At 72.4% G+C, this 23,258-nt stretch carries 21 protein-coding genes; 9 read left to right on the plus strand and 12 right to left on the minus strand.

What is annotated here, in order from left to right:
- The first annotated feature begins 7 nt into the window (after positions 1-7).
- A complete protein-coding gene (locus tag OG338_RS19845) occupies positions 8-769 on the plus strand; it encodes a hypothetical protein (RefSeq protein WP_405938603.1) in 762 nt (253 codons plus the stop codon).
- 9 nt (positions 770-778) lie between these two features.
- Here the strand turns inward: OG338_RS19845 and OG338_RS19850 are convergent, their stop codons facing one another.
- The 3 genes from OG338_RS19850 to OG338_RS19860 form a co-directional block, all read right to left on the minus strand.
- Complete coding sequence (locus tag OG338_RS19850) at positions 779-2,662, minus strand: SpoIIE family protein phosphatase (protein ID WP_405938604.1); 1,884 nt, start codon at positions 2,660-2,662, stop codon at positions 779-781.
- Between the two features lie 385 nt (positions 2,663-3,047).
- Positions 3,048-3,755, minus strand: a complete 708-nt coding sequence (locus OG338_RS19855) for a DUF402 domain-containing protein (RefSeq protein ID WP_405938605.1) — start codon at positions 3,753-3,755, stop codon at positions 3,048-3,050.
- Positions 3,756-3,799: 44 nt separating this feature from the next.
- Complete coding sequence (locus tag OG338_RS19860) at positions 3,800-5,203, minus strand: class II fumarate hydratase (protein WP_405938606.1); 1,404 nt, start codon at positions 5,201-5,203, stop codon at positions 3,800-3,802.
- A gap of 114 nt (positions 5,204-5,317) precedes the next feature.
- On the opposite strand from OG338_RS19860, the gene OG338_RS19865 reads away from it, so the two are divergent.
- Positions 5,318-6,841 (plus strand): ricin-type beta-trefoil lectin domain protein, encoded by a 1,524-nt coding sequence (locus tag OG338_RS19865; RefSeq protein ID WP_405938607.1) that lies wholly within the window; start codon positions 5,318-5,320, stop codon positions 6,839-6,841.
- Positions 6,842-6,923: 82 nt separating this feature from the next.
- Here the strand turns inward: OG338_RS19865 and OG338_RS19870 are convergent, their stop codons facing one another.
- From OG338_RS19870 to OG338_RS19880, 3 genes are all read right to left on the minus strand, one after another.
- A complete protein-coding gene (locus OG338_RS19870; RefSeq protein ID WP_405938608.1) occupies positions 6,924-8,225 on the minus strand; it encodes a M18 family aminopeptidase in 1,302 nt (433 codons plus the stop codon).
- Positions 8,226-8,658: 433 nt separating this feature from the next.
- A complete protein-coding gene (locus tag OG338_RS19875) occupies positions 8,659-9,858 on the minus strand; it encodes an MFS transporter (RefSeq protein WP_405940471.1) in 1,200 nt (399 codons plus the stop codon).
- Positions 9,859-9,938: 80 nt separating this feature from the next.
- Positions 9,939-11,615, minus strand: coding sequence for a fumarate hydratase (locus OG338_RS19880; protein ID WP_405938609.1), 1,677 nt, complete (start codon positions 11,613-11,615; stop codon positions 9,939-9,941).
- Positions 11,616-11,763: 148 nt separating this feature from the next.
- On the opposite strand from OG338_RS19880, the gene OG338_RS19885 reads away from it, so the two are divergent.
- Positions 11,764-12,432, plus strand: a complete 669-nt coding sequence (locus OG338_RS19885) for a DUF1707 domain-containing protein (RefSeq protein WP_405938610.1) — start codon at positions 11,764-11,766, stop codon at positions 12,430-12,432.
- Positions 12,433-12,588: 156 nt separating this feature from the next.
- Complete coding sequence (locus tag OG338_RS19890) at positions 12,589-12,960, plus strand: WhiB family transcriptional regulator (RefSeq protein ID WP_405938611.1); 372 nt, start codon at positions 12,589-12,591, stop codon at positions 12,958-12,960.
- 85 nt (positions 12,961-13,045) lie between these two features.
- Here OG338_RS19890 and glpX read toward each other — a convergent pair whose 3' ends face one another.
- Positions 13,046-14,077 (minus strand): class II fructose-bisphosphatase, encoded by a 1,032-nt coding sequence (gene glpX, locus OG338_RS19895; protein WP_161209672.1) that lies wholly within the window; start codon positions 14,075-14,077, stop codon positions 13,046-13,048.
- A 143-nt stretch (positions 14,078-14,220) separates the two neighbouring features.
- Here glpX and OG338_RS19900 point away from each other — a divergent pair, with 143 nt between their 5' ends.
- Positions 14,221-14,739 carry a DUF4245 domain-containing protein gene (locus OG338_RS19900; protein ID WP_405938612.1) on the plus strand — a complete coding sequence of 173 codons (519 nt, stop codon included), beginning with the start codon at positions 14,221-14,223 and terminating at the stop codon, positions 14,737-14,739.
- Positions 14,740-14,830: 91 nt separating this feature from the next.
- Here the strand turns inward: OG338_RS19900 and OG338_RS19905 are convergent, their stop codons facing one another.
- The 4 genes from OG338_RS19905 to OG338_RS19920 all read right to left on the minus strand — a co-directional run bounded on the left by OG338_RS19905 (position 14,831) and on the right by OG338_RS19920 (position 18,547).
- Entirely contained in the window at positions 14,831-15,421 is a 591-nt protein-coding gene (locus OG338_RS19905; RefSeq protein ID WP_405938613.1) for a malonic semialdehyde reductase, read from the minus strand.
- Positions 15,422-15,605: 184 nt separating this feature from the next.
- The gene (locus OG338_RS19910) at positions 15,606-15,842 is read right to left on the minus strand and encodes an exodeoxyribonuclease VII small subunit (RefSeq protein ID WP_405938614.1); all 237 of its coding nucleotides are present in this window, start codon (positions 15,840-15,842) and stop codon (positions 15,606-15,608) included.
- A 73-nt stretch (positions 15,843-15,915) separates the two neighbouring features.
- The gene (xseA, locus tag OG338_RS19915; RefSeq protein ID WP_405938615.1) at positions 15,916-17,127 is read right to left on the minus strand and encodes an exodeoxyribonuclease VII large subunit; all 1,212 of its coding nucleotides are present in this window, start codon (positions 17,125-17,127) and stop codon (positions 15,916-15,918) included.
- Positions 17,128-17,173: 46 nt separating this feature from the next.
- Positions 17,174-18,547, minus strand: a complete 1,374-nt coding sequence (locus OG338_RS19920) for an APC family permease (protein ID WP_405938616.1) — start codon at positions 18,545-18,547, stop codon at positions 17,174-17,176.
- A gap of 73 nt (positions 18,548-18,620) precedes the next feature.
- Here OG338_RS19920 and OG338_RS19925 point away from each other — a divergent pair, with 73 nt between their 5' ends.
- Positions 18,621-19,610, plus strand: coding sequence for a 4-hydroxy-3-methylbut-2-enyl diphosphate reductase (locus OG338_RS19925; RefSeq protein WP_405938617.1), 990 nt, complete (start codon positions 18,621-18,623; stop codon positions 19,608-19,610).
- Positions 19,611-19,672: 62 nt separating this feature from the next.
- Entirely contained in the window at positions 19,673-20,416 is a 744-nt protein-coding gene (ppgK, locus tag OG338_RS19930) for a polyphosphate--glucose phosphotransferase (protein ID WP_405938618.1), read from the plus strand.
- 43 nt (positions 20,417-20,459) lie between these two features.
- Here the strand turns inward: ppgK and OG338_RS19935 are convergent, their stop codons facing one another.
- On the minus strand, positions 20,460-21,017 hold the full coding sequence (locus OG338_RS19935) for a DUF6542 domain-containing protein (RefSeq protein WP_405940472.1): 558 nt from the start codon (positions 21,015-21,017) through the stop codon (positions 20,460-20,462).
- A 253-nt stretch (positions 21,018-21,270) separates the two neighbouring features.
- Here OG338_RS19935 and OG338_RS19940 point away from each other — a divergent pair, with 253 nt between their 5' ends.
- Together OG338_RS19940 and OG338_RS19945 are read left to right on the plus strand one after the other, a co-directional pair.
- A complete protein-coding gene (locus tag OG338_RS19940) occupies positions 21,271-22,155 on the plus strand; it encodes a helix-turn-helix domain-containing protein (protein ID WP_405938619.1) in 885 nt (294 codons plus the stop codon).
- A 180-nt stretch (positions 22,156-22,335) separates the two neighbouring features.
- Positions 22,336-23,199 (plus strand): ABC transporter ATP-binding protein, encoded by an 864-nt coding sequence (locus OG338_RS19945; RefSeq protein ID WP_405938620.1) that lies wholly within the window; start codon positions 22,336-22,338, stop codon positions 23,197-23,199.
- Positions 23,200-23,258 lie beyond the last annotated feature (59 nt).

Here is a 23,258-nt window from a genome sequence, read left to right on the forward strand (position 1 = left end):
TCCGCGGATGACATCGGTCCCGGGCGGTCCGGTGGTGGCGGGGCGGGTTCGCCGTCGCGCCACCACCGGCTGCCTCCTGCTGCTGATGATCCCGGCCGCGCTGCTCGCGTACGCCGGTTACGCGACCCGGCACGCGGACCGGGTGAACGACCGGCGGGAGGAGGCGGCGGTGGCCTCCGTCCGCGCACAGGCCCGGCGCACCTCGGACGCCACGGCCCGCGCGCTGTCGGCCGGTCACGCCACCGCCCCCGACGCGCTGGTCGGCGTCATCTGGCGGCACACGCACGCCCCGGTCATCGCGTACGACCCGGAGCACGGGACCTACACCGCCACCGCCGCGTTCTCGTCGGACCACGACGAGAAGGGGTTCCCGCTCGCCGCCGGGCCCGTCCGGACGGAACGCTGTTTCACCCTCACGTTCACGTGGAAGGCGCCCGCCACGGAGTGGACCGCGACCCACGCCGAACGGGACGACAGCGCGTGCCGGAGCGGCCGGGTCGTCGGCTTCGACGTGACGCTCGCGCGCAAACGCCTCGCGGCCATGACCGGCCGGGTGACCCCGGCCGAGGCGGCCCGGGTCCTCGACCCCGCGCACCGGCAGCGCCCGTACACCGTCAGGAAGGCGGAGCGGTCCGGCGGCGCGGACGTCATCACGGTGCTCGTCCGGGAGAGCGTCGACGGCGCACCCGTACAGCAGTGCTACGCCTTCACCCGCGGCCGTGCCACGGACGCCGCCGCGGTGACCGCGGTGCCCGTGGCCACCTGCTGAACCGGCGGGTCACCGCCCCCCGGTCGGCATCTCGAACCACACCACCTTGCCCGTCGACAGGCGGGTCGCGCCCCAGCGGCGGGCCAGGCGGTTGACCAGGAACAGGCCGCGCCCGTTCTCGTCCATGTCCTTGGCGCGGCGCTGCCGGGGCAGCTGCGGGGAGTCGTCGCCGACCTCGCAGCGCAGCGTCTCGGTGCGCAGCAGCCGCAGGGTGACCGGGCGCTCCGCGTACCGCACGGCGTTGGTGACCACCTCGCTGATCAGGAGCTCCACCGAGTCCGACAGGTCGTCCAGGCCCCATCGGCCGAGCGCCCTGCGCGCCAGCCTGCGGGCCCGGCCGGGGGCGGACTCGTCCGGGTCCAGGAACCAGTAGGCGACGTCGCTCGGCGCGATCCCGTCGAAGCGGGCGGCGAGCAGCGCGATGTCGTCGTCGCGGTCACCCGGGCCCAGCATGTCCAGCACGTCGTCGCACAGGGCCTCCAGCGGCGGCGAGTGGTCCGGGCCGGTCAGCCGGGCGGTCGCGGCGAGCCGTTCCCGCAGCAGCTCGATGCCCGTCCACACGTCCCGCAGCCGGGACTCGACGAGACCGTCCGTGTACAGCAGCAGCGTCGCGCCGGCCGGGGCGTCCAGTTCGACGGCCTCGAAGTCCACTCCGCCGACGCCGATCGGGGCGCCCGGGGGCACCCGCAGGACCTCGGCGCGGCCGCCCAGGTGGAGCAGGACGGGCGGCGGGTGGCCCGCGTTGGCGACGGTGATGCGGTGCGCGACGGGGTCGTACACCGCGTAGAGGCAGGTGGCCATGCGGTCGCTGCCGAGGCGCTGCGCCTGCTCGTCCAGATGGTGCAGGACCTCCTGCGGGGGCAGGTCGAGCCCGGCCAGGGTCTGCGCGGTGGTCCGGAGCTGGCCCATGATCGCGGCGGAGGTCATGGAGTGGCCCATGACGTCCCCGACGACCAGGGCGACCCTGCTGCCGGGCAGCGGGATCGCGTCGTACCAGTCGCCGCCGACCCGGGCCGTCTCGGCGGCCGGGAGATAGCGCGAGGCGAGTTTCACACCGGTCGGCTGGGGAAGCGAGTCGGGCAGCATCGTGCGCTGGAGCTCGTCCGCGATGTACGCCTCGCGCCCGTAGAGCACGGCCTTGTCGATGCCGAGGGCGGTGTGCGTGGCCAGCTGGGCGGCGACCAGGAGGTCATTGGCCTCGAAGGCCGGGCGCTCGGCGCCGCGCAGGAAGACCGCCGCCCCGATCACCCGACGCCGGCCGCGCAGCGGGGCCAGGATCACCCGGTGGCCGGACGGCACCGAGCGGTCGGCGCCCAGCAGTTCGGGCAGCGCGACGCGGGCCGCCGCGGAGTCGCCGAAGACCGGCCGCACCCCGCGCAGCACCTCGGCGAGAGCGCTCCCGGGCCGGACCTCGCACAGCTCGGCGGCGGGCATCAGGTCGGCCTGCGGGTCGACGGCGGGCAGCCGCAGCCGCTCCGTCTCCGACGGGCTCTCCGTCTCCTCGTCGGTCAGCCGCAGCCGGTCCGAGCGGCGCAGCCGCAGCACGAACGGGTTGACCGGCCGCTCGTCGCCGACGGGTAGCGGGTCGCGGAGGTAGACGAGTATGGCGTCGGAGAACGTCGGCACACTGGCCCGGCACAGTCCGAGCACGATCTCGTCCAGATCGATGCCCCGGGCGATCCGCCGGGTCGCGGCCCCCACGAAGCGCAGCCGGTCGCCCTCGCGCCGCGTCGCCGCCTGTGGATCGGGCGCGGGGCCCTTGGCGGGTGCCGGGATCGCCGTGGCGGCAGCGGCGGCCGCCACGGCGGCGTCCCGCTGCCGCGGCCGGGTGCGTTCCTGCGGCCGGGCGGCGAGAGGCTGCCGGCCTTCGTGGGAGGTGGGGTGCTCCGTCACGCGTGGGATTCCGTCCGTCCGGGCCGGTTGTATGAGGCAATCACCTTGTGGGGCGCTACTGTGCCCCGGCAGGAGCGGCAATAACAACGGCTGACATCGCCTTCCCCGTCGTACGGGGCCGAAACGCGATGTCCGATCAGGATGCCGGTGACAACGTTTCCATGGGGGCGGCAGCGGCCAGCCGACACGTCTCCACCCCCTCGTAGTGGCTCATGCGATGCGGGCAACTCGTGCGACTCGTGACGCCGATGCGACCCTTGAGGGCGCGGTCCACGCGACGAGCCGATGACTTGCGGTCAGGCCCTGCACCCCGCCTGCCGGTTGGGGCCGGGCCGCGCTCCTCGGGACGATCCTACGTTTGCCCCCCTGGGGTGCATCAAGGGTCTCATGACGGCATGGCGGAAGCCCGACGGTCCGAACCGTCCGGCCGGCGGTCCCAGTCGTCCGGGAGTTCGGGCACCCGCCACGCCGGATCGGGCCGCCAGTCCTCCCAGCCGTCCCGGAACGGCGCCCCCCAGGAGCGGATCAGCCCGACCGCCGCGCGCCCCGCCTCGCGCACCCGGCGCGCCGTGTCCGGCGTGATCAGGCCGACCCGCTGGGCCTGCTCGAACTCGTCCTCGTCGCGCCAGAGCCAGCTGCGGTCCGGGTAGACGGAGATGTCCAGGAAATGGTCCTCGGAGTCGGAGCCCCCGGCCCACCTGGTGCGCGGTTCCTCCAGGTTCACGTACCAGCTGCGGAACTGCCAGCCGCGCTCCCAGAACAGCCAGACGGACCAGGGCTCGCCGGGTCTGGCCAGCTTCAGCACGCCGTTGCCCAGCCACAGCGAACGGGCCGTCGTGCGCGGGGCGGTGTACCGGGTGGCGAGCGGTTCGGCGTGCACCTCGGTGCCGTCCGCGAGGACCGGCTTGACGCACTCGGTGCCGGGTGCCACCCACACCGCCAGCAGCTCCTCGGTGTCCTGGACGACCGTGACCGGGCGGCAGATGTGGAACGCGTGAGCGGCGGAATCCGGCCGTTCGGGGCCGTTGCCGCGGTAGCGCCACAGAATCTGGTCACCCGGCGCCCAGCGCCCGGCCTCTCCGGTACCCGTCATGGAGAGATCCTACGGAGCGCGCGGCCCCGGCCCGGCGGCGCCCGTCACGGACGGGTCATGCGCAGTACGTCCAGGGCCTCGTCCAGCTGCTGTTCGGTCAGGTCTCCGCGCTCCACATAGCCCGCTTCGAGGACGACCTCACGGATCGTCCGGCGTTCCGCGAGCGACTTCTTGGCGACCTTGGCCGCTTCCTCGTAGCCGATGTACTTGTTCAGCGGGGTGACGACGGACGGCGAGGACTCGGCGTACTCCCTGGCCCGCTCGGCGTGCGCCGTGATCCCGTCCACCGTACGGTCCGCGAGCAGCCGCGAGGCGTTGCCGAGCAGCCGTACGGACTCCAGCAGGTTCTTCGCGATGACCGGGAGCATGACGTTCAGCTCGAAGTTCCCGGCGGCGCCCGCGGCGGCGACCGTGGCGTCGTTCCCGGTCACCTGCGCGGCGACCATCAGGACGGCCTCGGGGATGACCGGGTTGACCTTGCCCGGCATGATCGAGGAGCCGGGCTGGAGGTCGGGCAGGGAGATCTCGGCGAGGCCGGTGCGCGGTCCGGACGCCATCCAGCGCAGGTCGTTGCAGATCTTGGTGAGCGAGACACCGATGGTGCGCAGCTGGCCCGAGGTCTCCACCAGGCCGTCCCGGGCGCCCTGCGCCTCGAAGTGGTCGCGGGCCTCGGTGAGCGGAAGGCCGGTGGCGCGGGCCACCTCCGCGATGACGGCGGCGGAGAAGCCGGGCGGGGTGTTGATGCCGGTGCCCACGGCCGTGCCGCCGAGGGGGAGTTCGGCGAGGCGGGGGAGCGAGGCGCGCAGCCGCTCGACGCCGTGGCGGATCTGGGCGGCGTACCCCCCGAACTCCTGGCCGAGGGTGACGGGCGTGGCGTCCATCAGATGGGTGCGCCCGGACTTCACCACCGTCGCGAACTCCGCCGCCTTGCGCTCCAGGGCGGCGGCGAGGTGGTCCAGGGCGGGGATCAGGCCGGCGGTGACCGCGGCGGTGGCGGCGATGTGGATCGAGGAGGGGAACACGTCGTTGGAGGACTGCGAGGCGTTGACGTGGTCGTTGGGGTGGACCGGGCGGCCCAGGCGCTCGGTGGCGAGGGTGGCCAGGACCTCGTTGGTGTTCATGTTCGAAGAGGTGCCCGAGCCGGTCTGGAAGACGTCGACCGGGAACTCCGCGTCCCAGCGCCCCTCCGCGACCTCACCGGCCGCCTCCTGGATCGCCTTCGCGATGTCCGGGTCGAGGACCTTCAGCTCGGCGTTGACCTTGGCGGCGGCGGCCTTGATGCGGGCCAGGGCCTCGATGTGGGCCCGCTCCAGGCGCTGGCCGGAGACCGGGAAGTTCTCCACGGCCCGCTGCGTCTGGGCCCGCCACTTCGCGTCGGCGGGCACCCTGACCTCGCCCATCGAGTCGTGCTCGACGCGGTAGCCCTCGGCCGTTCCCTGATCCGTCATCGTTCAACCTCTCTGAAGTCACCCAAAAAGATGAGCACTTGTCTTGTTCGATGTATTCCCAAGACGCCTACCGGCCAGTAAATACCGGGGGTAACCACAACCCGGGGAGGCGCAATGAGGCGCACCAGGCACAGAATCCGCTGTATCGTCGCGGCCGCCGCGGCCATCGCGGCGGCGTTCGGCGGGATGACCGCGGCAACGGGTACGGCCGCCGCCGCGTCCGGTACCAGCAGTACCGCATCCACCCCCCTGTCGCCCGAACTGGAGGCCATCCGCGCCGCGGAGGCCACCCGGCTGTACGGCGACCCGGCCGAACGCCCGCTCGCCGAACGCAAGACGGGGCTCATCTCGCTCGGCGACAGCGAGATCTCCGGCGAGGGCGTCGGCACGTACGAGGCGGGCACCAACGGCCCCGACAACTGGTGCCACCGCTCGCCCGACGCCGCCATCCACCGTACGGGCATCCCGGCCGACGTCACGTACAACGTCTCGTGCTCCGGCGCGTACACCGGGAACATCGTCATCGGCGGCTCGAAGCAGTACGCCGACGAGCTGGTGCAGAGCGACAATCTGGCCATCAAGGCGCGCAACACCCGCATCAAGATGATCGTGCTGGTCGCGGGCGCCAACGACGACCTCCAGTTCGGCCCGGTCATGACGGACTGCGTGGAGCGCTGGATCCTCATCCAGGGCCCGTGCCAGTCGAAGTACGAGGGCGGCTGGCAGGCCCGCGTGGACGGGCTGGTCCCCAAGGTCGAGAAGACCGTGCGCGACCTGCGCACCGTGATGACCGGCGCCGGTTACGCGGACAGCGACTACAAGCTCGTCGTCATGGGCTACCCGAGCCCCATCGGCCCGGACTTCTACGACAACCCGAACTTCCCCGGCAAGCTTCCCGGCGGCTGCGCGGGGTACGACTCCGACGCCACCTGGGGCCGCAACACCGCCGTTCCCGCGTTCGAGCGCGGTATGCGCGAGGCGGCGGCCGACACCGGAGCGGTCTACCTCGACAACTCGCGGCTCTTCCACGGCCACGAGGTGTGCAGCGAGTCCACCTGGGCGCGCGGCCTCTACATCGACCTGTCGCACTTCCCGCCGGACTCCAACTCGGTGCGCCAGTCCTTCCACCCGAACGCGGCCGGGCACGGCGCCTTCGCCTCGTGCCTGACGCAGATCTACGACTCCGGCCTGCGCGAGGCGAGCTGCGCCGACCCGGCGAGCACCGGGCAGCCCGTCCTTCAGCCGGTCGCCTGGGACGACGTCTTCAAGCCGCTGCGCGGCGAGGCGACGGACACCTGCCTGGACGCCCCCGCCTCCGTCACCCGTAACGACACCGGGGTCACCGGCTGGGAGTGCCACGGCGGGCGCAACCAGGGCTGGTGGTACGACTCCGGCACGCAGACCCTGCGCACCGAACTGAGCCACGACCGCTGCCTGGACGTCCCCGGCGCCGACTACAAGGCCGGTGCCTCGCTCATCCTCTACAACTGCTCGGGCGCCGCCAACCAGCGCTTCGTGAGCCAGTCGGGCACCCTGCGTCCGGCCGCCGCCACGGGCCTGTGCGCGACCCTCGCGGGCGCCCATGACCCGCTGAGGCTGCAACCCTGCGACGGCACCGCGAAGCAGCGCTTCGCATGACCCGCCGCTGACATGGGTACGGGGAGGGGCCCGCGCGGCCCTTCCCCGTACCGCCGTTCCTCATGCAGACGTCACGAACGCCTTACGCAGACGTCACGAACGCCGTCAGGATCGACGCCAGATGACCCGGGTCCCGCGCCCCGCACAGCTCACGGGCCGAGTGCATCGAGAGCCCCGGCACCCCCACGTCCACCGTCGGCACACCGAGCCGGGCCGCCGTCAGCGGGCCGATCGACGTGCCGCACGGCATCGCGTTGTTGGAGACGAACGGCTGCCACGGCGCCCCCGACCGCTCGCAGGCCGACGCGAACAGCGCGATCCCGGTCGAGTCGGTGGCGTACCGCTGATTGACGTTGACCTTGACCGTCGGGCCGCCGTTGGGCAGCGGCTGGTGGCCCGGGTCGTGGCGCTCCGCGTAATTCGGGTGCACCGCGTGCGCCATGTCGGCGGACACGCAGTACGCACCGGCCAGTGCCCGCGACCAGTCCTCCGAGCTGCCGCCCCGGGCCGACACCGAACGGCTCAGCACCCGCTCCAGCATCGGGCTCTGCGCCCCCGTGTCCGAGCCGCTGCCGACCTCCTCGTGGTCGAAGGCCGCCAGCACCGGGATGTACGCCGGCGGCTCGGCGGCCGTCGCCGCCGCGGTCAGCGCGGTCACCCCGGCGTGCACCGACACCAGGTTGTCCAGCCGCGACGACACCAGGAACTCCCGCTCCGCGCCCAGATGGCCGGGCGGCTGCACGTCGTGCAGCATCAGGTCCCAGCCCAGCACCTCGCCCGGCTCCGCCTCGGCCGCCGCCGCGACCCGGCGCAGCAGCGCGCCCTCGTCGGCCGCGCCGAGCGACCAGATGGGCGCGATGTGCCGCTGCCGGTCCAGGGCCAGCCCGTCGTTGACGGTGCGGTCCAGGTGGATCGCCAGCTGCGGCACCCTCAGCAGCGGCTCGTCGATCTGCACCAGCCGGGACTCGGTCCCGCCGCCCGGTGCGCGCAGCGCGAGCCGGCCCGAGATGCCCAGGTCGCGGTCGAGCCAGGTGTTGAGCGGCACCCCGCCGTAGATCTCCACCGCCACCTGCCGCCAGCCCGCCGAACTCGTGTCGGGCGTCGGCTTGATCCGCAGGTTCGGCGAGTCGGTGTGCGTGCCGATGATCCGGAACGGGGTGTGGGCGGGCAGCGAACCGGGAACGTACCAGGCGATCAGCGCGCCCCCGTTGACCACGAAGGTGCCGCCCGTGGTGCCCGTCCAGTCGTCGGTTCCGCGCAGTTCACGAAAGCCCGCCTTCTCCAGCCGCTGGGCCGCACTCGCCACGGCGTGGTACGGGGAGGGGCTGGCGGAGATGAAGGTGAGCAGGTCGTCGGCATGGCTGCGGTGGGGGACCGGGATCATGCGGTGTCCGCCTTTCCGGAGTGGGACGGTGAGGGTGGCACTGCCGCCCGGGATTCGGACGGGGTCGGCAGGGGGCGAGGACGGCCGCGGACCCGTGGGGGCGCCCGCTTCCGACGGCGGCACCGGGCCGGCCGCCCGGCGGTGCGGAGTTCTCCGGCAACGCCGGACAACCCACCGCATTCGTGTGCTGCCCCGCAAGTCCGGCGGGCGGCCCGGTGCGCGAAAGCGGCGGTGCGCCGCAGGGCGCCGCGAAGGCCGGGCGGGCGTTCGGGGCCCCGCTCCGGTCCCTGCCGGGTCCCCGCGGGTCCGGCCGGCGCCGTGGCGCGGGCGTCGCGCCGGTTACGCGAGATTGGCTGATTTCCGATGTACGTGTAGGGGCCCCGCGTCCGGCCGGGGCCGCTGTCCCGCCATGACCGCCAGGTCCGTCACGCCGTCACGGCGCCGGTGCGGCCGCCTGTGCCCGTCGCGTTCCCGCCGTGCGCACCAGGAACACCACCGCGACGGCGAGGGCCGCGCCGTGCGACCAGCCGACGACCGCGAGCGGGCTGAAGTGCTCCAGGGCCGCCGCCACGGCGATCATCCCGGCCCCGAAGCCCAGGTTCTCCACCGTCGCGGACAGCCCGAAGGCGTGCGCCCGGGGCCCGGCCGGCAGGGTCTGGAGGTGCGAGGTGTACGAGACCTCGGTCAGGCCGTCCGCCGCGCCCGCCACCAGCGCGATCACGGCCGTGGCCGCCACCGGGAACCCGGCGAACGCCAGGATGAACGCCGCCGACATCACACAGGTGCCGTAGCCGAAGCCCGCCGCGCCCACGGACCGGCCGGTGCGCCGCCCGTACCGCTGGATCACCTGCTGCGCCACGATGTTGCCGACCGCCCACAGACACCAGAACGCGCTGACGAACAGCGCGGGGTGCGCGTCGTCCAGCGCGGCGGAGTGCACCGGCAGCGCCGCGTTGTGCGACGAGGAACCGAGCGCGTCCACCCCGCGCAGCCCCACCATCAGCCCGAGCCCCGGCACCGCGGCCAGCGCGGCGAAGGCGACCGGGCTCCGCCGCCGGGGCTCGTCCTCCTTCGCGGGCGCCGTCTCGGCGCGCCCCTTCCCGCCGCCCGCGACCGGCAGCAGCGCCACCGTCAGCGCGCAGACGGCGAAGGTGCACAGGTCCACCACGAACGCGGCGGTGTACCCCACCAGCGACACGACCACACCCGCCGAGGCGAAGCCCGCCACCATCGCCAGCGAACGCCCGGTCACCGACAACGAGTTCGCCCAGGAACGCCGCTCCTCGCCCACCATCTCCGGCACCGAGCTGCGCAGGGCCACCGTGAACAGCGTCCCGCAGGCCCCGACGACCACGGAGACGGCGAACAGCGCGGGCGTCCGCCAGCCGTCCGGCGCGACGATCAGCGGCACCATCACGGCGCCCTGCGCGATATTCGTCCAGAGCATCACGCTCTTCGCCGTGCGGCGCGCGAGCAGCCCGCCCGCGAACAGCCCGGCGAGGAATCCGGCCCCCAGCCGCAGGGCCATGAACAGCCCCATCGCGAGCGCCCGCCCCGTCGTCTCGTAGACGAAGAGATTGAGCGCCACCATATTGAGGAACGTGCCGTACGAGGAGACCGCGTACCCGGCCACCATGGAACGGAAGGCGCGCTCACCGCGCGCGGCGCCGGCCATCGCCCCCCCTGTCACCGGATACCGTCTCGCCGCGGGGCTCAGCCCAGGCCCGGGCCGCGCACCGGAATGCTGGTGAACGTGGGCGCCGGGGCGGGCTCGGTGAAGAAGTCGTTGCCCTTGTCGTCCACGACGACGAACGCGGGGAAGTCCTCCACCTCGATCCGCCAGACCGCCTCCATGCCCAGCTCCTCGTACTCGACGACCTCGACCTTCTTGATGCAGTCCTGCGCGAGCCGGGCCGCCGGGCCGCCGATCGAGCCGAGGTAGAAGCCGCCGTGCTCACCGCACGCGTCGGTGACCTGCCTGGAGCGGTTGCCCTTGGCCAGCATCACCTTGGAGCCGCCCGCCGCCTGGAACTGCGCGACATAGCTGTCCATGCGGCCGGCCGTCGTCGGGCCGAACGAACCGGAGGCGTAACCCTCGGGGGTCTTCGCCGGACCCGCGTAGTACACCGGGTGGTCCTTCAGGTACTGCGGCATCTCCTCGCCCGCGTCCAGGCGCTCCTTGATCTTGGCGTGCGCGATGTCGCGCGCCACGACCAGCGGACCGGTCAGCGAGAGCCGGGTCTTGACCGGGTACTTGGTCAGCTCCGCGAGGATCTCGTCCATCGGCCGGTTCAGGTCGATGCGGACGACGTCGCCCTCGGTGTCCAGATGCTCGTCGGTGGTGTCCGGCAGGAAGCGGGCCGGGTCCTTCTCCAGCTGCTCCAGGAAGACGCCATCGGCGGTGATCTTCGCGGTGGCCTGGCGGTCCGCCGAGCAGGAGACGGCGATGGCGACGGGGAGCGAGGCGCCGTGCCGGGGCAGGCGCACCACGCGGACGTCGTGGCAGAAGTACTTGCCGCCGAACTGCGCCCCGATGCCGATCTTCTGCGTCAGCTCGAAGACCTTCTGCTCCAGCTCCTTGTCGCGGAAGCCGTGCCCGGTGGGGGAGCCCTCGGCGGGCAGCTCGTCCAGGTAGTGCGCGGAGGCGTACTTCGCGGTCTTCAGCGCGAACTCGGCGGACGTGCCGCCGACGACGATCGCCAGGTGGTACGGCGGGCAGGCCGCGGTGCCCAGCGAACGGATCTTCTCCTCCAGGAACTTCATCATGGACGCCTCGTTGAGGACGGCCTTCGTCTCCTGGAAGAGGAACGACTTGTTGGCCGAGCCGCCGCCCTTGGCCATGAAGAGGAACTTGTACGCGCCGCCGTCGGTGGCGTACAGCTCGATCTGCGCGGGAAGGTTGGAGCCGGTGTTCTTCTCCTCCCACATGTTCAGCGGGGCCATCTGCGAGTAACGCAGATTGAGCTTGGTGTACGCGTCGAAGATGCCGCGCGACAGGGCCTCCTCGTCACCGCCCTCGGTCAGCACGTTCTGCCCGCGCTTGCCCATGACGATCGCGGTGCCGGTGTCCTGGCACATCGGCAGGACACCCGCGGCGGCGATGTTCGCGTTCTTCAGCAGGTCGAGTGCGACGAACTTGTCGTTGGACGAGGCTTCCGGGTCGTCCACGATCCGCCGCAGCTGCGCCAGGTGCGCGGGCCGCAGATAGTGCGAGATGTCGTGCATGGCCTCGGCGGCCAGGGTGCGCAGCGCCTCCGGCTCGACCTTGAGGAACGTACGCCCGTCGGCCTCGAAGGTGGACACACCCTCGGCGGTGACCAGACGGTACGGCGTGGTGTCCTCTCCCAGAGGGAGCAGATCGGAGTACGCAAACTCTGGCATTACGGCCATTCCTCACTCGGCAGACAGCGGCTGGCCACCCTTGGACAGCGCACCCACCAGGGTAGGACGCGCCGGAAGCGGCGGGCTTGTGAGGTAGGGCTCACCGAAGGACCCGCCACCCCTGTCGCGATCTATCGCGTTTCGGTAAGCTGGGCCGGTGGACCTCGACAAGCAGCCCCAGCAGCCCACCGCACCGGCGGACGCCGACGCCATCCGCGCCTCCGACGCGGACCGCGACCGGATCGCGGACATCCTGCGCGAGGCGCTGGCCGAGGGCCGGCTGACCGCCGAGGAGCACGCGGAGCGGGTCGACTCCGTCTACCGCGCCAAGACCGTCGGCGAGCTCGAACCGCTCGTACGGGATCTGCCGGCACCGGGCGGTGCGCCCAGGACCGCCGCCGGCACGCCTTACGGGTACGGCCCCGAGCCGGCCGCCGGTCCCGCCGACAATCTGGTGGCGATCTTCAGCAGCTCCACCCGCAAGGGCCGCTGGCGGGTGGGCGCCCGCACGAATGCGTTCTCGCTGTTCGGCAGTGTGGAAATCGACCTGACGGAGGCGCTTTTCGGCCAGCGTCTCACCGTCATCAACGCGACCTCCGTCTTCGGCAGCGTGGAGATCCGGGTCCCCGAGAACATCTCGATGCGCGGCAGCGGGACGGGCATTTTCGGCAGTTTCGAAGTCCGCACGCTGGAATCCGCCGACCCCGAGGCGCCGGTGGTCGTCGTCAACGGATACTCGGTGTTCGGCAGCGTGGAGGCGAAGCCGAAACGCGGCAAGTTCATCGCGGACCTCCAGGACCGGCTGCGTAAACACCTCGGCCGCTGAGCCTCGGTCGCCGAGCCGTTTCATCCGGCCGGAAGAGCACTCGACCGCACATACGTGAAACGGACTTGAGTACCACTCAGTGCATAGGCGCGCGCACAGCGGGTAGGGACTGCTGCATCGCCCCTCGCTCGCGAAGCCTGTCGTCAGGAGTGGACCGTGCTGCAACTGCCGCATCAGCCCCTGGAGGTCGCCGCCGTCCCCCCGCAGCGGGTCCCCGCTCGGGAGGATCAGGCAGGCCCCTGGCATTCGGAGGCGGTGTGCCGCCGGGACGAGGCCGGGCTGTTCTTCGCCCCGTCGAAGGAGCCGACCGCCGCCCGCCTCTCGCGCGAGGAGTCCGCGAAGCGGGTCTGCGCGCGCTGCCCCGTGATGGTGGAGTGCCGCGAGCACGCCCTGATGCAGCCCGAGCCGTACGGGGTGTGGGGCGGCCTGACGGCCGCGGAGCGCCGCGTGGCGCTCGCCCGGCGCCGGCGGCGGGATGTGGAGCTGAAGGCCGCGGGCGCCTCGGGCCGGGTGGCCGCGGCGGGCTGACCGGGCCGCCGCTCCCGTATCCGCACATACGAAGAGGCGCCCCCACCGCACATGGGGGGCGCCTCTTCGGGCGGGTGCGAAGTCGCTACTTCGCGCGGTCGAAGTCGATGGCGCTGTAGGCGCGCAGCTTCGACAGCCGGTGGGTGGAGCTGATCGTCCGGATGGTGCCGGACTTGGACCGCATGACGATGGACTCCGTGGTCGCCGTCTCCGAGCGGTAGCGCACCCCGCGCATCAGCTCGCCGTCGGTGATCCCGGTCGCCACGAAGAACACGTTGTCCCCGCTGACCAGGTCGTCGGTGGACAGCACACGGTCCAGGTCGTGCCCGGCGTCCAGGGCGCGCCGCCGCTCGGCCTCGTCCTTCGGCCAGAGCTTGCCCTGGATGACGCCGCCGAGGCACTTTATGGCGCAGGCCGAGATGATGCCCTCGGGCGTGCCGCCGATGCCCATGAGCAGGTCGACGCCGGTGCCCTCGCGGGCGGCCATGATCGAGCCGGCCACGTCGCCGTCGGAGATGAACTTGATGCGGGCGCCGGTCTCCCGGATCTCCTTGACGATGCCGTCGTGGCGCGGGCGGTCCAGGACGACGACGGTGACGTCCTCGGGCGTGGAGTTCTTCGCCCGGGCGACGCGGCGGATGTTCGCCGAGACCGGGGCGTTGATGTCCACGAAGTCGGCCGCCTCCGGGCCGGTGACCAGCTTGTCCATGTAGAAGACGGCGGACGGGTCGAACATCGCGCCCCGGTCCGCGGCGGCCAGGACGGCGATCGCGTTCGGCATGCCCTTGGCGTTGAGGGTCGTGCCGTCGATCGGGTCGACGGCGATGTCCACCTCGGGCCCGGTGCCGTCCCCGACGTGCTCGCCGTTGAACAGCATGGGCGCCTCGTCCTTCTCGCCCTCACCGATGACGACGACGCCGTTCATGGAGACGGTGGAGACCAGGGTCCGCATGGCGTTCACGGCGGCGCCGTCGGCCCCGATCTTGTCCCCGCGGCCGACCCAGCGCCCGGCGGCCATGGCGGCGGCCTCGGTGACCCGGACCAGCTCCAGGGCGAGGTTGCGGTCGGGGGCCTCCGGGGAGACCTCCAGCTGGGACGGCAGATGATGCTCGGACATCGGAGCGCACCTTTCTGTACGGCGACGACCGGATGAGGGTGATCTGACTCTATCGGCAGGCCGATAAAATGAGCAGACCGGGTCACGTTTGAGCGGGGTGGCCCCCGGTTCGGGCGCACGGAGGCTGATGCGACGATGGGGGCGTGGCAAGCAAGCAAGGCAAGCAGACCGTCCGGGACATGATCCTGTCGCTGTTGGCGATCGCCGCCGTGGCGGGTGTCGTCTACATCTTCATCCCGCACGACGACAAGGCCGACCCGGTCAAGGCGGTCGACTACCGCGTCGAGCTCCTGACCGCGCGGCGCGCCGCGCCGTACCCGGTGGCGGCCCCCGACGGCCTGCCCGCGGGCTGGAAGCCCACCTCGGTCACGTACGAACGGGACAAGGGCAACAGCTGGCACCTGGGCTTCCTCGACCCGGACGGCAAGTACGTCGCGGTGGAGCAGTCCACGGCCCCGGCGAACTCCTACATCTCCCAGGTGAGCCAGGAGGCCAAGAACACCGGGCGCACCCAGGAGGTCGCCGGGCAGACCTGGCAGCGCTGGGAGGGCCCGAAGTACGACGCGCTGGTGCGCGAGGAGAAGGGCGCCACGACCGTGGTGACCGGCTCGGCCCCGGCGAAGCGGCTGGCGGAGATGGTGGCGGCGCTCAAGACGTCCTGACCGCAGTACGGCGTACGGAAAAACGGGGAAGGCCCCGGAGCGGGTGCTCCGGGGCCTTCCCCGTGTTCAGCCGTTCGGAAACGTCCGTGACTCAGACGGTCTTGACGACCTCGTCGAACGCCAGGCGCGGCAGGCGCGGGAACCAGGCGTCCTCGCCCGGCTTGCCGATGTTGACGACCATCAGGACCTTGTGGTCACCGTCCAGGAACTCCTTCTCGATGCCCGCGGCGTCGTAACCGGTCATCGGGCCGGCGGCCAGACCGGCGGCGCGCACGCCGATGATGAAGTACGCGGCCTGGAGGGCGGCGTTCAGCGAGGCGGCGGACTCGCGGACCGGGCGCTCCGAGAAGAACATGTCCTTGGCCTGCGGGAAGTGCGGCAGCAGGGCCGGCAGCTCCTCGTGGAACTCGTTGTCCGCGGCCAGGATCGCGACCAGCGGCGCGGTCGAGGTCTTGGGCTGGTTGCCCTCGGCCATGTGCTGCACCAGACGCGCGCGGGCGTCCTCGGAGCGCACCAGGACGACGCGCAGCGGCGACTGGTTGAAGGCGGTCGGGCCGTACTTGACCAGGTCGTAGATGGCCTGGACCTGCTCGTCCGTCACCGGCTCGTCGGTGAACGTGTTGGCGGTGCGGGCCTCGCGGAAGAGGAGGTCCTGGGCTGCGGGGTCAAGAACGAGGGACATCGTGCGTATTACCTTCCGGACGAACACGGGGGGATCGGGCCACGGACACGGGGGAACCGGCCACGACGATCACGGTACGGCGGAAGTGCATTAACTTTCAACTAAATGGGAAGTGGGGAGACTCACGCGGGAAAGCCGGAATAAGCCCGTGCCTCGCCCGTGCCTCGCCCGCCTCGCCCCGCGGCTACGCCTCGTCCTCCGGCGGCCCCGCGAGCGCGGCGTCGAGCCGGGCGCGGGCGCCCTCCAGCCAGTGCCGGCACACCTTCGCCAGCTCCTCGCCGCGCTCCCAGAGCGCGAGGGAGTCCTCCAGCGAGGTCCCGCCCGCCTCAAGGCGGCGCACCACCTCGATCAGCTCGTCGCGCGCCTGCTCGTAGCCCAGCGGGCTCGTCGCGGCGGCGGCCGCCGTCCCGTCGTCCGTCATGTCTTCCACCCTATGCGTCGTCATGTGTCCGGCCTCTGCGCCGATTCCCGCCCCTGGGGGCCCGGGGCCCGCCCTACTCCGCGACCCGCACCGCGAACTCGCCCCCCGACACCCGGGCCCGCAGCGGCTCCCCGGCCGCGCCCGCGTCCGCGGGCTCCCGCACCACATGCCCGTCCGGGCGCTGGAGCACCGCGTAACCGCGCTCCAGGGTCGCGGCCGGTGACAGCGCGAGGACCCGGGCCCTGGTGTGGGACAGCTCCGAATCGGCCCGGTCCAGCAGATGGCCCAGCACCCGGCGGGCGCGCCCGGCCAGCGCGTCGACGTCCGCCTCGCGCTCGTCCACCATCCGCTGCGGGTGCTCCATGCAGGGCCGCCCCAGCGCATGGGCCAGACCCCGCTCCTCCCGGTCGAGCAGCCCCCGTACCGTCCGCAGGGCCCGGTCCCGCAGCTGCCGCACCCGGTCCAGCTCCTCGCCCACGTCGGGCACGACCTTCTTCGCCGCGTCCGTGGGCGTCGACGCCCGTACGTCCGCGACCAGGTCCAGCAGCGGGGAGTCCGGCTCGTGCCCGATCGCCGAGACCACCGGCGTACGGCAGGCCGCGACCGTACGGATCAGCTCCTCGTCCGAGAACGGCAGCAGGTCCTCGACGCTGCCGCCGCCGCGCGCCACGACGATCACGTCCACGTCCGGGATGCCGTCCAGCTCCTTGACCGCCCGCACCACCTGGCTGACCGCGTGCACCCCCTGCACGGCGGTGTTGCGGACCTCGAAGCGGACGGCCGGCCAGCGGCGGCGGGCGTTCTCCAGGACATCGCGCTCGGCCGCCGAGGCCCGGCCGCAGACCAGGCCGATCAGCTGCGGCAGGAAGGGCAGCGGCCGCTTCCGGTCCAGGGCGAAAAGACCCTCGGAGGCCAGGGACTTCTTCAGCTGTTCGAGCCGCACCAGCAGCTCGCCGATGCCCACCGGCCGTATCTCCGTCGCCCGCAGCGACAGCTGCCCCCGGGGCGCGTACCACTCCGGCTTGGCGAGGACGACGACCCGCGCGCCCTCCGAGACGACATCGGCGATCCGGTCGAAGACCTGCCGGAAGCACGTCACGCTCACCGAGATGTCGTGCGACGGGTCGCGCAGCGTCAGGAACACCACCCCGGCACCGGGCCGCCGGGACAGCTGCGTGATCTGGCCCTCGACCCAGACCGCACCGAGCCGGTCGATCCAGCCGCCGATCAGCCGCGACACGTCACCGACGGGCAGCGGCGCTTCCGGGGAAGTGTTCAGAGCCATGCGAGCGAGCGTAACGGCCGGGACCGACAACGGGCCCCGTCACGCCTTACGGGGCCACGCCCCGCCGCCCCCGCTGCACCAGCAGCACCACCAGACCCACGGCCAGCCAGCAGGCGCCCACCACCTGCGCGCTCCCCGTCGCCTCCACGATCACCGCGACCAGCACCCCGGCCCCCACCACCGGCACCACCAGATGCCGCCACCAGCTCGGCTCGCCCGCCATCCGCCGCACCACGAACCAGCCGACCACCGACGCGTGCAGCAGCACGAACGCCGTCAGCGCGCCGATGTCCACGACCGAGACCAGATGATCGAGCCCGTCGTCCCGCCGCGCCGCCCACACCGCCGCCACCAGCGTCACGACGGCCGCCAGCAGGATCGCCACCCGGGGCACCCCCGAACGCGGATCGACCCGCGACAGCAGCCCCGGAAGCCGCCGCTCCCGGGCCATCGCGAACAGCAGCCGCCCCGCCGCCGCCTGCCCCGCCAGCGCCGCGAACGCCGCCCCGATCGCCTTGCTGATGGCCACCAGATCGTGCAGCCAGGTCCCCACCGAGGCGTCCACCGTGTCGTAGAACGCCGAGCCCTGCGCCCCCGGATCGGCGGTCAGCTCCGCCGAGGTCATCGGCTCCAGCAGGGCCGCCAGATACGCCTGCGCCACGAACAGCGTCCCCGCGAGCACCAGGCAGAACAGCACCGCCCGCGCCACCTGCGCCGAGCCGCCCGTCACCTCCTCGGCGAACGAGGCGATGGCGTCGAACCCGAGATACGAGAGCACCGCCACGGACACCGCGCCCAGCACCGCCGTCGTGGAGAACCCGGAATCCCCGGTGAGCGGCGACAGCCAGCCGCGCTGCGCCCCGTCCCGTACGAGCACCACCACGGCGGACGCCACGAACACCAGCAGCACCACGATCTCCATCGCCAGCACCGCGAAACCCACCCGGGCGGCGGCCCGCACGCCCCACAGATTGAGCAGCGTCGTCACGACCACCGCGAGCGCCGTCCATACCCACCGCGAGACCCCGGGAACCAGCGAGTTCATCGCGATCCCCGAAAAGAGGTACGCCACCGCCGGGATCAGCAGGTAGTCCAGCATCGCCATCCACCCCGCGATGAAACCCGGCCCCTCCCCGAGCCCCTTGCGGGCGTACGCGAACACCGACCCGGCCATCGGGGCGACCCGCACCATCTGTGCGTAACTTAACGCGGTGAACGCCATCACGACGGTCGCGGCGACGTACACCAGTGCGACCGCCCCGTCCGACTTCGCGTCCAGCGTCCCGAACACGCCGACCGGGGCCATGGGGGCGATGAAGAGCAGCCCGTAGACCACCAGGTCCCGGAAGCCGAGGGTCCGCCGCAGCCGCGCCCGCTCCGTGGAGCCGGCACTGTCGGATCGCGTACCGCTGTCGGCCATGAGCCCTCCGTAGTCGGCGTCCCTCCAGTCTCCCGACCCGCCCCTCCCTCCGCCCGTCCGGTACGGCCTTACGATGGGACGCATGACTGCTACGACCCCCCGACGCGTCCTCCTCGCCGCTCCCCGTGGCTACTGCGCGGGCGTGGACCGTGCCGTGATCGCCGTGGAGAAGGCCCTGGAGCAGTACGGCTCCCCGGTCTACGTGCGCCACGAGATCGTCCACAACAAGTACGTCGTACAGACCCTGGAGAAGAAGGGCGCGATCTTCGTCGAGGAGACGGCGGAGGTCCCCGAGGGCTCGATCGTGATGTTCTCCGCGCACGGCGTCGCCCCGACCGTGCACCAGGAGGCGGCAGAGCGGAAGCTCGCCACGATCGACGCGACCTGCCCGCTGGTCACCAAGGTCCACAAGGAGGCCGTCCGCTTCGCGCAGGACGACTTCGACATCCTCCTCATCGGCCACGAGGGCCATGAGGAGGTCATCGGCACCTCCGGCGAGGCCCCCGAGCACATCACCCTGGTCGACGGCCCCGAGGACGTCGAGAACGTCGAGGTGCGCGACCCGTCGAAGGTCGTCTGGCTCTCCCAGACCACCCTTTCCGTGGACGAGACGATGGAGACGGTCGGCGCGCTCAAGGAGAAGTTCCCGCTGCTCATCTCGCCGCCCAGCGACGACATCTGCTACGCCACGCAGAACCGCCAGACCGCGGTGAAGCAGATGGGCGCCGACGCGGATCTGGTGATCGTCGTCGGCTCGAAGAACTCCTCCAACTCGGTCCGCCTGGTCGAGGTCGCCCTCGGCGCGGGCGCGGGCGCCTCGCACCTGGTCGACGGCGCCGACGAGATCGAGGAGGCGTGGCTGGACGGCGTCTCCACGGTCGGCGTCACCTCCGGGGCCTCCGTGCCCGAGGTGCTGGTCGACGGCGTGCTGGCCTGGCTGGCCGAGCGGGGTTTCGAGGACGTCGAGATCGTGAAGGCCGCCGAGGAGTCGATCGTCTTCTCGCTGCCCAAGGAGCTGCGCCGCGACCTGCGCGCGGAGGCGGCGGCCCTCAAGGGCGAGTGACCGGCGTCCTTCGGATGCCGTTCCGGGAGTGAGCGCGCGCCGCTGCCCGTACCGTGGATCACATGGAGATCTTCGGCGTGGACATCGGCGGATCCGGGATCAAGGGCGCTCCCGTGGACCTGGACCGCGGAGACCTGGCGCAGGAGCGCCACAAAGTGCTGACACCGCACCCGGCGACCCCTGAGGACGTCGTCGGGTGCGTGGCCGAGGTCGTCGGCCACTTCGACTGGAAGGGCCCGGTCGGGATCACCTTCCCGGGCGTCGTCACGGACGGCCTCACCCGCACCGCGGCCAACGTCGACAAGGGCTGGATCGACCAGGACGCCCGTCATCTGCTCGGCGAGAAGCTGGGCCTCCCGGTCACCGTGCTCAACGACGCGGACGCGGCGGGCATCGCCGAGATGACGTTCGGCGCGGGCCGGGGCCGCAAGGGCACGGTGATCATGCTGACCCTCGGTACGGGGATCGGCAGCGCGCTCTTCACCGACGGCAGGCTCGTCCCCAACACGGAGCTCGGCCATCTGGAGCTGGGCGGCCACGACGCGGAGAAGCACGCCTCCACGAAGGCCAAGGAGGACGAGGACCTGGGCTGGCACCACTGGGCCCGCCGCCTCCAGAAGTACCTGGCCCATGTGGAGATGCTGTTCTCGCCCGAACTGTTCATCATCGGCGGCGGAATCAGCCGTAAAGCCGAAAAATTCCTGCCGCTGATCGAGCATGTACGGGCGGAGATGGTCCCGGCGGAGCTTCAGAACAACGCGGGGATCGTGGGCGCGGCGATGGCCGCGAAGGCGGCTTCGGACTGACGGCTCGGCGCGGGGGAGGCCCGTTCGGCGCGAGGGCCCCGGCTCAGCGCTGCGAGGGCCGGCGGGGTGTCTGCCCCGCCGCTCGCCCCGCCGCTCGCCCCGCCGCGCGGCCCGCCGGCGCCGGTGAGGCGGTGGCGGCGGCCGGCCGGGCGGTGTGCGCGGCCGGCAGCAGCCGCCGCTGCCGGGCCCTCATCAGCCGCACCTTGCGTACGGAGGCGATGAGGCCCGCGACGAGGGTGCCGCCGTACAGCCAGCCGGCGTGCACGGCGAGCGCGGTGACGACGGCCATCGTCCGGCCGCCCAGGCCGCCGGTGCCGCCCGCGATGGGGGCGATGCCGAGCGCGAAGGCGATGGGCACGCCGATGGGCGCGGTCACCAGGTCCGCAGGCCGCACCCAGAGCGCGGTGAGCGCGCTGACAGGCAGGAACAGCACGCCGAACACGACCGGCGACTCATCGAACAGCAGCCAGTCCAGGCACCCGGTCAGGAACATCGCGGCGGCCGCGAAGAGCCCGGCGCCGATCCCGGTGAGCCGGGGATTGGGCAGCCGGCGCAGGACGCCCGCGGCGGGCGGGACCGGCCGCCCGGCGGGCGCGCGCATCACCCGGTAACCGAGGGCCCCCGCGCCGTCGGCCTTCCGGGCTCCCTTGGCCGTCCCCAGCGGGGACAACGGGGCCTGCCGGGTCTGCCTGCGCTGCGGGGGACGTGTCCTGTGCTGCTCCACCGGGACAACGTAGGTCGCCGGGAGGCCGGAATCAGGTACGGGACACGCCCTTTGGCCGACCTTGGCGATGAGTTCGATGCCACACGGCGCAACGGGAACCGGATCGGGGTGGCCGCTTAGACTCGCTCGTATGGTCCGGTCGCAGTCCCCTGAGGTGAGCCCGGGGCTCTGGCGCCGCGAGGCGGGCACGGTCGTACGCCGGGCCGGGGCGCTGCCCGAGCGGGCGACGGACTCCGGCGCCGTCGTCGCCGAGTTCCGGATCGTCCCCGCCCCCACGGAGTGGACCCAGCACGCGCACCGGCTGCACGAACTCGTCTGGGTGCGCGGCGGCACGCTGACGTCCCGGGTGGGCGACCGGGTCTTCACGGTGTTCGAGGGGCACGGGCTCTGGATGCCCGCCGGGGTGGTGCACGCGGGCCGGGCGACGGAGGGCGCCCGCTTCCACAGCGCCTTCTTCGCCCCCGCCCGCACACCCTTCGCCTTCGGGGAGCCGAAGGCGATCGCGATGACTCCGCTGCTCGTATCGCTGCTGACGCACCTGTCGCGCACGGACCTCGCCGAGGCCGCCCGGCTGCGGGCGGAGGCCGTGGTCTTCGACGTGATCGAGCCGTCGGAACACCAGCTGGCGCTGCGGCTGCCCGGCGACCCCCGGATCGACGCCATCGCCGAAGCCCTGCTGGACGATCCCGCCGACGGCCGCTCGCTGGAGGAGTGGGCGCGCTGTCTGGGCACCAGCGACCGCACGATCACCCGCGCGTTCCGCCGGTCGACCGGGCTCTCCTTCGCACAGTGGCGGCAGATGCTCCGGGTGCACCGGGCACTGATGCTCCTGTCCGACGGCTTCGATGTGATGTCCGTCTCCGAACAGCTCGGCTACGCGCAGCCCAGCTCCTTCATCGCCGCGTTCCGGCGCGTCATGGGCACCACGCCCGGCGCGTTCTCCGGGGCGGCTGCGGCCTCCGGGGATGTCCGGAATCCCGTATCGGGTGGCGAGAACACCGGATTGTCTGCATGACAAGCGGAATATAGTCTTCTTCGAGTTAGGTAACCCTTAGTTGTTGCTCGCCGTGCGCGGTGCTGCCCGCGCACGCCCGGATGCGGTGCTGTCCGCGTACGGGAGAGCGCGCGGCCCGGCCCGTGAAGGCCGGGCGGGGGGTGCCCCACACCGCGCCCCTCCGATCACCCGGACCTCGTCATGTTCACAAGCCCCTTCCGCCGTGCCGGAAGACTCCCGGACGGCCCCGCCGCACCGGCGTCCGCGCTCCACGGGCGCGACCTGGTGCTGCGTTACGGCGGCGAGCCGGTCGTCCACGGCGTCTCGGTCACCCTGGAGCCCGGCCGCGCGACCGCCCTCGTCGGGCCGAACGGCAGCGGCAAGTCCACGCTGCTGCGCGCGCTGTCCCGGCTGCACCAGGTGGACGGCGGCCGGGTCACCCTCGGCGCCGCCGACGGGACGGCCGAGCGCGACGCGGCCCTGCTCAGCCCGCGCGGATTCGCCCGCGAGGTCACCCTGTTCTCCCAGTCGCGGCCCGCACCCCAGGGGCTGACGGTCGCCGAGGTGGTGGCCTTCGGACGCCACCCCTACCGGCACGGCTTCGCCGGACCCACCCCCGAGGACGGTGCCGCCGTCGACCGCGCCATGGGCGTCACCGGCGTCCGGGACATGGCGGACCGGCAGGTCGGGGAGCTCTCCGGCGGCGAGATGCAGCGCGTCTGGCTCGCGGCCTGCCTCGCCCAGGACACAGGCGTCGTGCTGCTGGACGAACCGACCAACCACCTGGACCTGCGCTACCAGTTCGAAACGCTCGACCTGGTGCGGGACCTCGTGGAGCGGCACGGCCTCGCCGTCGGCATCGTGCTCCACGACCTCGACCAGGCGTCCCGGATCGCCGACACGCTCGTCCTCATGCACGCCGGCCGCATCCACGCGGCGGGCACCCCCGCCGACGTGCTCACCGCCGAGAACATCGGCCTGGTCTACGACATCCGCGTCGACGTCGCCCTCGACCCGCGTACGGGCCGGCTGCGCATCGACCCCCTCGGGCGCCACCTCACCTGACGAGGCCCCACCCCTTCCCGGAGCAGCCGTGCCGCGCTCCGCCGCATCCCCCGAACATT

The organism is Streptomyces sp. NBC_00726 (assembly GCF_045161735.1).
Lineage (GTDB): Bacteria > Actinomycetota > Actinomycetes > Streptomycetales > Streptomycetaceae > Streptomyces.